A 12820-nucleotide genomic window follows, 5' to 3' on the forward strand; every position below is an offset into this window, starting at 1 on the left:
ACCCAGCCGAGCGCCTGCGTGATCTACTTCAAACCACGTGATCAATCAGGTGTTGCGAGGACCACGAGAATCCGCCCTTCTCGGCAATGGGGCTTCGTTCGTTCTCCGTCACACGGTGAGGATCAGTCCTCGAACGCCTCGGGCGGCGGGCACGAGCACACGAGGTTACGGTCGCCGTACGCACCGTCGATGCGACGAACCGGCGCCCAGTACTTCGCACGCGGGTCGGTGCTCCCCGGGTAGACCGCCTCGCGACGCTCGTAGGGGTGGTCCCATTCGCTCGTCAGCGACAGCGCGGTGTGCGGTGCGTGACGCAGGGCCGAGTCCTCGGCCGCGACCTTGCCGTCGATGACGTCCTGGATCTCGGCGCGGATGGCGAGCATCGCCTCGACGAAGCGGTCGAGTTCCTCGAGCGACTCCGACTCCGTCGGCTCGACCATGAGTGTGCCCGCGACGGGGAAGCTCATCGTCGGGGCGTGGAAGCCGTAGTCGATGAGGCGCTTCGCGACGTCGTCGACCGTGACGCCGGATTCCTTCGTCAGGGCGCGCAGGTCGAGAATGCACTCGTGCGCGACGAGACCGTCGGTGCCCGCGTAGAGGACCGGGTAGGCCTCACGCAGACGAGCGGCAACGTAGTTGGCGTTGACGACGGCGAACTGCGTCGCGCGCGTCAGACCCGCGCCACCCATGAGGCGAACGTATGCCCACGAGATCGGCAGGATGCTCGCCGAACCGAACGGCGCAGCCGAGATCGGACCGACGCCGGTGGCCGGGCCAGCCTCCGCGAACAGCGGGTGGTTCGGCAGGTGCGGTGCGAGGTGCTCACGCACTGCGACCGGGCCGACGCCGGGGCCACCGCCGCCGTGCGGGATACAGAACGTCTTGTGCAGGTTGAGGTGCGAGACGTCGCCGCCGAACTTGCCCGGCTGGGCGAGGCCGACCATCGCGTTGAGGTTGGCGCCGTCGACGTAGACCTGGCCGCCGGCCTCGTGCACAAGCGAGCAGATCTCGGTGATCGTGTCCTCGAAGACGCCGTGCGTCGAGGGGTAGGTCACCATGATCGCGGCGAGGTTCTCGCCGTGCTCCTTGAGCTTGCCCTTGAAGTCCTCGAGGTCGACCTCACCCGAGGCCGCCGTCTTGACGACGACCACCTTGAGGCCGGCCATGACGGCGGACGCCGCGTTAGTGCCGTGCGCCGAGGCGGGGATGAGGCAGATGTTGCGGTGCCCCTCGCCGTTGGCCTGGTGGTAGGCGTGGATGGCGAGAAGGCCGGCGAGCTCACCCTGGGAGCCGGCGTTCGGCTGCAGCGAGATGTCGTCGTAGCCGGTGATGTCGCACAGCCACTGCTCGAGGTCGGTGATGAGCTCGCGGATGCCCTCGTTCTGGTTGGCCGGAGCGAACGGGTGAAGGTTTGCGAACTCGGGGCACGTGATGGATTCCATCTCCGTCGTGGCGTTGAGCTTCATCGTGCACGAGCCGAGCGGAATCATGCCGCGGTCGAGCGCGTAGTCGCGATCGGCCAGACGACGCAGGTAACGCAGCATGGCCGTCTCGCTGTGGTGGCTGTTGAAGACGGGGTGGGTGAGGTACTCGTCCTCACGCACGAGCGCCTTCGGCAGAGCCGACGCCTCGCCCGCCTCGCGGGTGCGGAAGCCCCACGCGGCGCCGAGAGCGTCGATCTCGCCCTGCGTCGTCGTCTCGTCGAGGCTGATCAGGACGGTGTCCTCGTCGGCCTTCCAGACGTTGACGTCGTGCTCGAGCGCGGAGTCGACGAGCGCCTGCGCGCGTCCCTCGCTGCGGACGGCGAGCGTGTCGAAGAAGGTGTCGTGGACGACCTCCAGGCCGGCCTTCGGCAGCGCAGCGGCGACGAGACGCGCCTTCGCGTGAACGTCCTCGGCGATCTTCGCGAGCCCCTGCGGGCCGTGATAGACGGCGTACATCGACGCCATGACGGCGAGCAGCACCTGCGCGGTGCAGATGTTCGACGTCGCCTTCTCACGGCGGATGTGCTGCTCACGCGTCTGCAACGCGAGGCGGTAGGCCTGGTGGCCGTCGGCGTCGAGCGAGACACCGACGAGGCGCCCCGGCATGTTGCGCTCGAGACCGGCGCGCACCGACATGTAACCGGCGTGCGGGCCGCCGAAGCCCATCGGAACACCGAAACGCTGCGAGGTACCCACTGCGACGTCCGCACCCCACGAACCGGGCGACGCGATGAGCGTCAGGGCGAGCAGGTCAGCGGCAGCCGTGACGAGCGCACCGTGCTCGTGGGCGGCCTCGGTGAGCGCCTTCCAGTCGACGATCTGACCGTCGGCGCTCGGGTACTGCACGATGACACCGAAGACGGACTTGCCACCCGCAGCTTCGACGAGCGCGTCCGCGTCCTTGACGTCGCGCAGGTCGGCGACGACGACCTCGATGCCGAGCGGCGTGGCACGCGTCTGCGTCACGGCGATGCTCTGCGGCATGACCTGCTCGTCGACGACGAGCACGGCGTCCTTGGCCGACTTGCTCGCACGGCGCATGAGCGTCATGGCCTCGGCGACGGCGGTGGCCTCGTCGAGCAGCGACGAACCGGCCGTCGTGAGACCCGTGAGGTCGGTGACGACGGTCTGGAAGTTGAGCAGCGCCTCGAGGCGACCCTGGGAGATCTCCGGCTGGTAGGGCGTGTAGGCCGTGTACCAGGCCGGGTTCTCGAGAATGTTGCGGCGAATGACGCCCGGCGTGTGCGTGCCGTAGTAGCCGAGGCCGATCATCGACGTCAGGACGCGGTTGCGGGAAGCCTTCTCACGCAACTCGGCGAGCACCTCGGCCTCTGAACCGGCGGCCTCGAGGGCGAGCGGCTCCTTCTGGGCGATGGCCTGAGGAACGGCGCGGGCCACGAGGTCGGCGACGTCGCTCGCGCCGATCGTGGAGAGCATGTGCTCGAGGTCGGAGTCGCCCGGGCCGATGTGGCGGGCGACGAAGGGGGCGAACGAATCGCTTGTCATGGGTGACTCCCTGACGCGTGTCGGTGGGCGACGGCCGACGGTCTGGTCGGCTGCTCCCCCTCTGTCACGCACGACGGCGCTTCAGAGTTGCTTCACCCGATGGTCCACTTCGCCTGAGAGGTTGCGGGGAGGCTTGCCCCTTCGGCGCCCCGGCTCGCGGCCGGAGTCTCTCCCACCGGATTCGACAGCGAGCACAACAGTACCCGACACCGCCGTTGCGGTGTCGGGTACGAGAAGGCTGGTGGAAGCGGTTCAGCCGGCGCGCTTCGCGGCGCGGCGCTTGCGCAGTTCGTCGCCCGGGTGCACGGCGATCTCGGTGGCGTCGGGACGCTCACCGGGGAGTTCTGCAAGGGTGCCTTCGACCTCGGCCCAGACGCTTCCGAGCGCGATACCGAACACGCCCTGGCCGCCGCGCAGAAGGTCGATGACCTGGTCGTCGCTCGTGCACTCGTAGACCGACGCGCCGTCGGACATGAGCGTGATGCCCGCGAGCTCCTTGACGCCGTGGTCGCGCAGTGCTGCCACCGCGACGCGGATCTGCTGGAGCGAGACACCGGCGTCGAGCAGGCGCTTGATGACCTTGAGGACGAGGACGTCGCGGAAGGAGTACAAGCGCTGGTGGCCGGAACCGCTGACGTTGCGCACCGACGGTTCGAGCAGGCCGGTGCGGGCCCAGTAGTCGAGCTGGCGGTATGTCACACCGGCAGCGCGGCAGGCAGCCGGGCCGCGGTAGCCGAGCATCGCGTCGTCGATCTCGACCTCGCGCGTGACATCGGCGTCGATCGGCGCGGCAGCCTCGGAGTGAGACTCGGGCGCTTTGCCGGTGGAAACCACGGCGACCTCCTGGAAGAAACAAGGCGTGAGCACGTTGACCCGCGCCCTCTTGACTCCTCAAAGGTAGAGCCGATTCAGGGTCCGATCAATGACAGCGCGCACGACACGCCGAATAAATTTCCCGAAATTTCGCGGGTCACGACTCGATCACAAACACTAAAGATCCACTTAACACTTAGTTCTATCGAATCATTCGGGGGTCAACCAACACTTCACTCTTCGGGTTCTTCGAAGTCCTCTGCGCTGACGTGGTCAAGGAATTCGCGGAACTTCTCGACCTCTTCCTCCTGCTCGTCGGCGACCTGAACGCCCACTTCGTCCACGATGGCGTCCGCGACAAAGATGTCCACAGAAGCGCGCATCGCGAGAGCGACGGCGTCGCTGGCGCGGGAATCGACGCGCCCACCGTCGTCGAAGACGAGGCTTGCTTCGTAGACGTCGTCGCGTAGCGCCGTGATCTCGACACGTTCCAGCGAACGGCCCGCCGCGCCCGCAACGTCGAGGACGAGATCGTGCGTGAGGGGCCGCGGGGAATCAACACCTTCGGCGAACAACGCGATCATCGAGGCCTCGGGCGAGCCGATCCAGATGGGTACGTGCGTCACTCCACCTTCGATACGCAGAAGGAGGACGGGGCTGGTCGTCGGCAACTCGACTCGGATGCCGGAAACTTCGGCGCGCTTCACATGTCCACGCTACCGCGCAGCCGCGACCGGGAGCGACCTGCGGAACACCTCGGATGCCACCGACCGGCGACACCTGCAACGTCAGTGACGCAGGCCGGCCTTCACGAGGGCCACGTGCAACGCGAGGCAGCGCTGAGCGATGACGGCGCGCTGCGACTCGTCACGCAGTGGAACCTGCTCGACAAGACCGATCTCGCGGTCTGCCGCCAAGCGGAAAGGACGCAGATGACGGCCCTGAACCCCGAACTCGGCGAGTGCGGCCGCAGCCGTCGCCACGGCGAGAGCCTCACCGTCGAAGTGCCCGTCCGCGCCGGGGCGCACGAGACCGAACGTTTCGAGCTCGGCGATGAGGGCGTCCGTGCCGCCGGCCCCACGAGCAAGTTCTTCGCGGGTGAGCGAGAGTGTCTCGTTCGCATCCGCGGCGAGCGTCTCGACATCAGGCACGTCGGGGTCGGCCGTCGGCGTCGGAACGCTGGGAACGGCGCTGACGAAGTCGGCGTCCTGCGGGGTGAGGCCACGGTCGTAGGCGTCGAGCGCCTCACGGATGACCTTAAGGGGCCAGAAGCGATCGCGCTGGGCCCGCAGGACGAAGCGCAGACGCTCGACGTCCTCGTCGCTGTAGCGGCGATACCCGGAGTCGGAGCGTTTCGGGGAGACCAGACCTTGGGCGTCGAGGAAACGAACCTTCGAGACCGACAGGTCGGGGAACTCCTCGCGCAGGGTCTTGAGAACCGCGCTGATCGTCAGGCCGTGCTGTGCCATGGAGCGGAAGCGCCTCAGCTCTGCTCGGGTGCGGAGTGTGCGGCGGCGTAGTACGTGAGTCGGTACTTGCCGATCATCACCTCGGCGCCGGTGACTAGCGGCAGATTGTCGACGAGCTTGCGGTCGACGTAGGTGCCGTTGAGCGATCCGATGTCCTGCACGCTGTAGCCGTTGCCGGAGCGAACGAAGATGGCGTGACGGCGCGAGACCGTGATGTCGTCGAGGAAGATGTCGCTCTTCGGGTGACGCCCAGCGCTGACCTCGTCTGCGTCGAGCAGGAATCGCGCACCGGAGTTGGGTCCGCTCAGCGCAATGAGCAGCGCGGTGTTCGGGCGCAGCGCCTCGACCATCGCCTGGTCGGCCGGCGAGAGCACACGGGGTGCCTCGTGCGACAGCTCACGCGGCTCCCAACCAGCTTCGCCGGGCACGCCGATCGTCGTGGCATCACCGGAATAGCCGTTGTACTCGTCAGCCATGGTGTACCCCATCCCCTGCGCCTTGCGGCGCCGTGTCGTGAGCGGCTCGTCCGCACGGGGCGAGCCGTTCGATGTGGTGGTCAGACTACCGTCACCCGACGGAACCGAGGAACCGCCGGGTGACGAGAAGACTTACAGGACGTGTCAGTCGAGCGAGCCGGTGTAGGCGTCGGCGTCCATGAGGCCGTCGATCGCAGAGGCATCGCTGGGGCGGATCTCGAACATCCAGCCGGAGCCGTACGGGTCGGAGTTGACCGTGCCGGGCTCGGCGTCGAGCGTGTCGTTGACGGCGACGACCTCACCGTCGAGCGGCGAGTACAGGTCGCTGACGGACTTCGTCGACTCGACCTCGCCGCAGGATTCGCCCGCCGTGACGGAGTCACCGACGGACGGGAGGCTGACGTACACGACGTCGCCGAGGGCGTCCTGGGCGTACGCCGTGATGCCGACGCGAACGACGCCCTCGCCCTTGTCTGCGACCCACTCGTGGTCTTCGGTGTAACGAAGGTCGGCCGGGTACTGCAACTCGCTCATGGTTCTCCTCGAGTCGGTCGGTGAGCAGGCGTCTGGTCAGTCTCTTCGGTGCAGCGAGGTGATCTGCATCGAGGTTTCCTCGGAGACCTTAACGCGAGCGCCTGCCTGTGTCAGCGTATCGGTCACACCGCCCGGAATGGCCATCGCGGTGCTCATGGTGTGCGGATCGCCGATGGCGCTGATCGTGAACTTCTCCGGCAGGCTTCGGCCTTCGACGCTCGGGCGGCCGTCCACGTCGGTGAACCAGGACGACGCGACGATGCGGTTGCCACCGACATCGATGGACTCGGCGCCGGCGTCGCGTAGCTCTTGGACGGCGTCGAGGATGTTGGCCGCTGTGACGTCGCCGCCGGCGGAATCGACCTCGATGATGATGCCGGGGCCCTTCACCTGCACCGTTCCGTTGAGGATGGCGAGTTGGTCGAGACGCTTCTGCGCGTCGGCCACGGCTGCCCGGTCTCCGCCGCGAGCGAGCTGTTCCTTGCTCGTCGTGAGGTCGTCGAGTTCCTTCTCCAGGCGCGCGGACTGGTCGTTGACGTTGCCCAGGAGCGCCACGAGGTCGGCCTGCGAGAGGTTGTCGAGGCCGGACTTCTCGTTCTGCTGCACCTGCGTCATGACAGCGAAGCCGAGGCCCAGGGCGAGCACCGCCGCCGTCAGACCGCCCGCGAGGGAACGCGGACCTCCGAAGGCGTAGCGTCGCCAGGGTTGGGCGGGAGCCTCGTGCCCGTCATCGGGCGTCGCGTCGGACTGCTCAGCCGAGGTCGCGATCGACGGGGAGGTCTCGGCGCCTTCCTCAGGAACGTGCTTCTCCCCCGGCAACGCCGCGTCCTTGGCCGGCTCCGACGACGCCTCAGCGGGGTCGATTTCGGTCGGTGCGTCGAGGTCTGGCGCCTCGGGCGTCTTCTTCTGCTTCTTGCTCATGCCTTGAACACGTGTCGGCGGATCGAAGCGACGTTGGTGAAGATGCGCAGGCCGAGCACGACCACGACGCCGGTGGACAGCTGGTTACCGACACCCAGTTGGTCGCCGAGGAACACGATGAACGCGGCGACGACGACGTTCGAAAGGAACGAGACGACGAAAACCTTGTCGTCGAACAATCCGTCGAGGGCTGCACGGATACCGCCGAACAGCGCATCGAGCGCGGCGATGACGGCGATCGGCAGGTACGGCTGCATCCACAACGGAACGTCGGGGTGCAGCCACAGGCCGAGCACGAGGCCGATCACGAGGCCGATGGCGGGAATCACGTCAGCTCCTAACGAGGGGAAGGGCGAAGTCAGCGCACCGGCTGAGCGTGGGCGATACGGATGGTTCCTTGCGCAGGCACCGTGACGTTGCCACGGGAGGTGGAGATGGTGAAATCCGACTTCCGCAGCGACGTGAGGTAGTCCCCCGAGAACCCGCTCTCGAACTTGTTCTGCATGTCGCTCGGACCGATCGCGGTGACGGTGTACGGCGTCGCGAGCGGACGGTAGTTGACGAGGATGGCCGAGCCGGCGAAGCGCACCGCGCTGAGTGATGTGATGCGCTGACCGTTGACGCTGACGGCGGTCGCCCCCGAGGACCACAGACCGTTGATGACGTGCTGCAGATCGCTCGAGGTGAGAGCGTTCTCGTCCTCACCGGTGCGCGGATCGCTGTCGGCTGCGTCGGGCTCGGCGTCCTCGGGGTTCTCGATGACGACGGTGAGCCCGGGCCCGCTGACGGCGGCCGCTCCAGCGGTGCGCTCACCGGCCGTGAGGTCGGCGCTCAGGTTCGAGCGCTCCTGGCGGGTCAACGCTGACGAACGGTTCGAGTCCAGTTCCGTGCGTAGTGCCTCCACCTCGGCGGCGGAGTCGTCGTTCGCCTTCTGTTTCGCCTCGACCTGTTCCACGAGTTGCGCGTGACGATCGGCCTGCACCGAATCCGGCACTCGCAGGGCATGGGCCGCCGCGCCGAGAAGGAAGCCGAGGGCGATGACCGTCACGACGAGCAGCGGCGAACGGCCCGGACGACGAACCAGCCCCTCACCCGTTGCCTCGCGCTTGCGGGCCACGTCTTCGTAGAGGGGGTCGATCGGCCGCTTCATGGCGTCGAAGATGAGCGCCATGCTCGCGGCCGGGTCCTGGACACGTACCTCGCGCGTCGTTCCCGGCGAGCGCGGCTTGCGTCGGATGAGTCGGTGCGGTGCCATCACACCGCCCGCGCGCGAACGACCTTCAGCATCTCGCGCACCTGGACGGCGTACAGCAGGCCGGCGAGCCAGTACAGGCACACGCCCCACAGGACGAAGGCCCAGGCGGTCGGGCGCGCCAGGTCACCGGCAGCGCCCTCGATCTCGGCGAGCAGGAGAAGGGGGAAGGCGTACAGAAGGTTGAAGGTGGCCGCCTTGCCGATGAAGTGCACCGGCGGCAGCGGCAGGTTGTGCCGGCGGACGGTGGGCGCCATCGTGAGGATGAAGACTTCGCGCAGAACCAGGGCGAGCACCACCCACATCGGCAGGATTCCACGCATCGCGAGGCAGACGATCGTCGCGACGATGTAGAGCCGGTCAGCCATCGGGTCGAGGATGGCTCCGAGACGCGACTGCATGTCGAACTTGCGGGCGATCTTGCCATCGAGGTAATCGGTGAACCCCGCCACCATGAGGACGACGAGGGCCGTCTTGTCCCACTCCGAAAGGATCAGCCAGACGAACGCCGGAACACCGACGAGCCGCAGGAAGGACAGCACGTTCGGCACCGTCCAGATGCGGCTCGAAAGCTCCGGTTCAGCGGTCGTCACAGGCCAAGACTAGGCGATGGCCCCGCGCGGCGCGCACCGACCGTCGAGCCCGCGGCCCCTAGCATGGAGCCGTACTGCACCGACCCCGAGGAGCTCATGTCCGCCGCACGCAACACCCTGTTCACCGCGCTCGCCTGCCTGAGCGTGTCCGCCGCCTCCCTGACGGCGCCGGCGTCCGCGCAATCACCCGCTGAGGCCTCTGCCCCCGCGAGCGCCGCGACGACGACCGCCACCGGCCTGCGCGCCGCGTCGAACGCCCTGTACGAGAACTGGGCCGGCTACCAGGTTGCGGCGAAGAACCCGACGCAGGCCCGGGGTTCGTGGACGGTACCGAAGGCGTCGTGGCCCGGACGTGACGGCTACTCGAACATGTGGGTGGGCCTCGGCGGCGGAAACCGTGCGCAGGGCCAGCTCATTCAGGCCGGAACGGAGCACGACTCGAAGTGTGTCGCGCTCAGGGCGGGCAAGTGCTCGAAGTGGAAGAACGACTACTACCTGTGGGTCGAGACGTTCCCTCAGCGCTCGCAGGAACGCATCACGAATCTGCCCGTCTCTCCCGGTGACCCTGTCCGGGTCGCGGTGCGCTGGTCGGCGCGGGACAGCCGTGCCTACTTCACGCTGTGCAACGAGCGCCTCCAGCGCTGTGTCGTGACCTCCCGCGCCACGAGCGCGCCGAAGGGCGTTGCCGAGTTCGTGCTCGAACGCCCGAGCCGCGCCGACGGACGCCCGCTCGCCCTCGCGAACACGGGCACCGTCTCGTTCCGTCAGCTCAGCGTCACCGACGCCTCGGGCACGCGGGCGCCGAAGAAGATGGCCCACACGCGCATCTTGATGTTCAACGGCAACCTGCTCGCATCGCCGGGCGCGTGGTCGGCGAGCGGCAACGGCTTCCCGGTGACGTTCAAGCGCGCGGCCTGACGCTGCCGGTTCAGCCCGCCTGGGGTTCGATCCGGCGGATGGTGTCGTCGCCGTCGTCCGCGCGGACCGCCGAGGGCTTGAGCAGCTGCTGGAGCCGCAGCGGGAACTTCATGGCGACGAGGAGGATGACGATTCCCGTGAACGAGGCGGAGAGCACGATGATCGCTCGACCGAGCGACATCGTCTCCGCGAGCGCGGCTCCGACGACGGGCGACACCGCTCCACCGAGTGCGCCGACGTTGTAGGTGAAGCCGAGCGCTGCGGCGCGCTTCTCGATGGAGAACCAGCTCACCATCCACTTGGGCACGAGGCCGCCGACGCCGGCGCCGAAGCACTGCTGGACGAACAGCAGCAACCCGATGAGGGGCGCGTGGTCCGAGGTCAGCGTGAAGATCGGCCACAGCAAGGGTAGGGAGATGAGCAGGCTGCCCCAGTAGGCGCGAGTCGTGCCGAAGCGGTCGCCGGTGAAACCGGCCAGGATCGCACCGAAAGCCGTACCGAATCCGCTCCAGAAGAGGATGTCGCTGACTTCTCCGGGCGAGAGACCGAGGTCGGTCTTGAGGTAGGTCGGCAGCAGGGCCGTGATGGGCCAGGCGAAGAAGAACACGGTGAAGACCACGACCGTCACGGCAACGGCGGTGGGCCAGCGCTGAGGCTCGAACTGCACGAGGAACCAGACGAACACTGCCGTGATGAAGACGGACATCGGTGCGACGGTCCCTGCGCCGTGGACGTAACCACCGAAGATGGCGAGGAGAACCGCGAACGTCGCCAGGGTGAGGAGGACGTTGAGAATGCGGTGCGGGCCGCGGTAGAGCGTCGTGAACATGTCAGGCGTTGCATCCACCCGACCGGAGTCCTTCGCCCGGCGGAAGTCCTCCGGTTCGGGCAGACCACGGCGCAGCCAGAGGGCGAGCACGATCGGCACGAGACCGATGGCGAACAGCGCTCGCCAGCCCCACGCGGGCACCACGAAGCGGTAGACCTGAGCGACCAGCACTCCACCGATGGAGAAGCCGCTGATGAGGAAGGCGCTCGCCTTGTTACGCAGGTGCTGCGGCCACGACTCTATGACGTAGGTGGCGCTCGCGGAATACTCCCCCGCCATGCCGAAGCCGATGAGAAGGCGTGCGGCGAACATCATGACGTAGCCGGTGGAGACTGCACACAACAGTGAACCGAGGGAGAACGTGACGATGGCGAGCACCATGGCGTCACGGCGTCCGAGGGTGTCGGCGATGGCGCCGAGCACGAGACCTCCGAACCAGCGGGAGACGAACGCCGCGCTGATGAGGGTGGCGGCCTGGACGCCGTTGAGGTCGAACTCGTCGGCCACCTCGGTGAGGACGAGCGTGATGATGACGAAGTCGAAACCGTCGAGCAGGTACCCGAGCCACGCGGCCCAGAAGGACTTCCACTGCGTCGGGCTGACCTCGCGATACCAGGGCACGGTGGCAGCGTTCATGTGTGCCTCCTCATCCGGTTGTGCTGCTCACGGTTCTCCGGCACCTTATAGAGATTCGATGCGTCGCAGGCTGAATTCGCTCTGGGCACGGTGCCGGCCGAGCGTTAGGGTCGAAGCATGAACGGCATCGAGGTACTCAAGGATCTGGCGGGACGAGCCGCGGAGGTGGCGGGTTCCCTGCGGGACGTTCCGGCCGAGCGACTCAACGCTCACCCGGGGCACGACAACTCGATCGCGTGGCTGTTGTGGCATGCAGCTCGAGAGATCGACGTGCAGGTCGCGCAGCTCTCGGGCGAACAACAGGAGTGGACGCGAGGGGGCTGGGCGGAGAAGCTCGGCGTGGACCGCGGTGCGGACGCGATGGGCTACGGCGATTCCTCCGAGCAGGCGCGCGCCCTCGTGGTGAACGACGCGAACGCCCTCGTCGATCACCTCGAGGCCGTGACGGCTGCGCACGTGGCCTACCTCGACACCCTGACGGACGCGGACCTCGACGATGTCGTCGACGAGAACTGGGATCCGCCGGTGACCCGCGGCGCCCGCCTGGTGAGCGTCAGCGAGGATGCGCTGCAGCACGTCGGCCAGGCGAGCTACCTTGCAGGCATGAAGGATTCCGCCTTCGAGTGAGTCGCGTTCCGACGCGACGCCCGGTCGTCAGCGCACGTATCGTCGAAACATGACCATCAGCAGCCAGGACATCGGGGACTTCTTCGGTCGCTATGCGGCGGCGCTCACGAATTTCGACGCCGGGGCCTCGGCGGACCTGTGGGCGACACCCGGCACGATCGTGGACGACCGGGTTCTCCGGCGTCCTCGACTCACGGGACGCGATGGTGTCAGGGCTCGAGCAGTCCTAGCCGGTCTACAAGCAGCTCGGTCTCGCGTCGGTGGCGTACGAGATCGTCGATCAGCGCCACTTCAGTGACCGTCTCGTCCTCGTCGCCGTCCGCTGGACGTTCTTCGACGCGAACGGGGACGCCCTCACGGACAGCAGCCCCTCCTACCTCCTGCGTCGCGAGGATTCCGGTCTGCGGGCGACCGTATGCATCCAGACCGACGACATGGAGAAGCTGCAGGCACTCGCCGAAAGCCGCGGGGTGGATCTCGCGTCCCGCAGCGAGTGACTCTCACCGCGTCCGGCGAAACGAGCACGAAAAAGCGGGAGGGATCGCACGATGCGATCCCTCCCGCTGGTCTGTCGGGCTGACAGGATTTGAACCTGCGACCCCTTGGAGGATCCTGGCAATCTGCCGGGCTCCACCGATCGTCTCGGGAACTCGCGGATTCCCTTGTCTTGACAGGGAACCGGGCGGTTCGCTTGGTCCTAGTGTACTCGGTCGCTGGCAGTTGTCGGCGGGTGATTGAGATGGGTTACTGATGACCGTCGCA

General features: G+C 67.3%; 14 protein-coding genes and 1 riboswitch. Of the genes, 3 read left to right on the forward strand and 11 right to left on the reverse strand.

The window, feature by feature from the left end; all coding sequences use genetic code 11:
• Positions 1-122 precede the first annotated feature (122 nt).
• From gcvP to IM689_RS08160, 10 genes are all read right to left on the reverse strand, one after another.
• On the reverse strand, positions 123-2990 hold the full coding sequence (gcvP, locus tag IM689_RS08115) for an aminomethyl-transferring glycine dehydrogenase (protein ID WP_193643615.1): 2868 nt from the start codon (positions 2988-2990) through the stop codon (positions 123-125).
• A gap of 90 nt (positions 2991-3080) precedes the next feature.
• A riboswitch (glycine riboswitch) is annotated at positions 3081-3175 on the reverse strand.
• Positions 3176-3242: 67 nt separating this feature from the next.
• Positions 3243-3773 (reverse strand): MerR family transcriptional regulator, encoded by a 531-nt coding sequence (locus IM689_RS08120; RefSeq protein WP_047311747.1) that lies wholly within the window; start codon positions 3771-3773, stop codon positions 3243-3245.
• 263 nt (positions 3774-4036) lie between these two features.
• Entirely contained in the window at positions 4037-4510 is a 474-nt protein-coding gene (locus IM689_RS08125; RefSeq protein ID WP_047311609.1) for a bifunctional nuclease family protein, read from the reverse strand.
• Between the two features lie 81 nt (positions 4511-4591).
• The gene (gene ftsR, locus IM689_RS08130) at positions 4592-5272 is read right to left on the reverse strand and encodes a transcriptional regulator FtsR (protein ID WP_047311608.1); all 681 of its coding nucleotides are present in this window, start codon (positions 5270-5272) and stop codon (positions 4592-4594) included.
• A gap of 14 nt (positions 5273-5286) precedes the next feature.
• A complete protein-coding gene (locus IM689_RS08135) occupies positions 5287-5760 on the reverse strand; it encodes an FHA domain-containing protein (protein ID WP_225910758.1) in 474 nt (157 codons plus the stop codon).
• A gap of 132 nt (positions 5761-5892) precedes the next feature.
• On the reverse strand, positions 5893-6282 hold the full coding sequence (gene gcvH, locus IM689_RS08140) for a glycine cleavage system protein GcvH (protein WP_047311607.1): 390 nt from the start codon (positions 6280-6282) through the stop codon (positions 5893-5895).
• A 36-nt stretch (positions 6283-6318) separates the two neighbouring features.
• A complete protein-coding gene (locus IM689_RS08145; RefSeq protein ID WP_129663642.1) occupies positions 6319-7203 on the reverse strand; it encodes a DUF881 domain-containing protein in 885 nt (294 codons plus the stop codon).
• Positions 7200-7532 (reverse strand): small basic family protein, encoded by a 333-nt coding sequence (locus tag IM689_RS08150; protein WP_047311606.1) that lies wholly within the window; start codon positions 7530-7532, stop codon positions 7200-7202. The genes IM689_RS08145 and IM689_RS08150 overlap by 4 nt, the downstream gene beginning before the upstream one ends.
• Positions 7533-7561: 29 nt before the next feature.
• The gene (locus IM689_RS08155) at positions 7562-8458 is read right to left on the reverse strand and encodes a DUF881 domain-containing protein (protein ID WP_187035146.1); all 897 of its coding nucleotides are present in this window, start codon (positions 8456-8458) and stop codon (positions 7562-7564) included.
• The gene (locus IM689_RS08160) at positions 8458-9048 is read right to left on the reverse strand and encodes a CDP-alcohol phosphatidyltransferase family protein (protein WP_118913174.1); all 591 of its coding nucleotides are present in this window, start codon (positions 9046-9048) and stop codon (positions 8458-8460) included. Before IM689_RS08160 ends, IM689_RS08155 begins: the two co-directional genes overlap by 1 nt.
• A 96-nt stretch (positions 9049-9144) precedes the next feature.
• Here IM689_RS08160 and IM689_RS08165 point away from each other — a divergent pair, with 96 nt between their 5' ends.
• The gene (locus IM689_RS08165; RefSeq protein ID WP_193643616.1) at positions 9145-9966 is read left to right on the forward strand and encodes a G1 family glutamic endopeptidase; all 822 of its coding nucleotides are present in this window, start codon (positions 9145-9147) and stop codon (positions 9964-9966) included.
• Between the two features lie 10 nt (positions 9967-9976).
• On the opposite strand, the gene IM689_RS08170 is transcribed toward IM689_RS08165, so the two are convergent.
• The gene (locus tag IM689_RS08170; RefSeq protein WP_193643617.1) at positions 9977-11431 is read right to left on the reverse strand and encodes a sialate:H+ symport family MFS transporter; all 1455 of its coding nucleotides are present in this window, start codon (positions 11429-11431) and stop codon (positions 9977-9979) included.
• 117 nt (positions 11432-11548) lie between these two features.
• Here IM689_RS08170 and IM689_RS08175 point away from each other — a divergent pair, with 117 nt between their 5' ends.
• Both IM689_RS08175 and IM689_RS14710 read left to right on the forward strand, forming a co-directional pair.
• Positions 11549-12058, forward strand: a complete 510-nt coding sequence (locus IM689_RS08175; protein WP_129663650.1) for a mycothiol transferase — start codon at positions 11549-11551, stop codon at positions 12056-12058.
• 260 nt (positions 12059-12318) lie between these two features.
• Positions 12319-12555 (forward strand): hypothetical protein, encoded by a 237-nt coding sequence (locus tag IM689_RS14710; RefSeq protein WP_227484656.1) that lies wholly within the window; start codon positions 12319-12321, stop codon positions 12553-12555.
• The last annotated feature ends 265 nt before the right edge of the window (positions 12556-12820 follow it).

The organism is Dermacoccus barathri (assembly GCF_015070805.1).
GTDB classification, from domain to species: domain Bacteria; phylum Actinomycetota; class Actinomycetes; order Actinomycetales; family Dermatophilaceae; genus Dermacoccus; species Dermacoccus abyssi.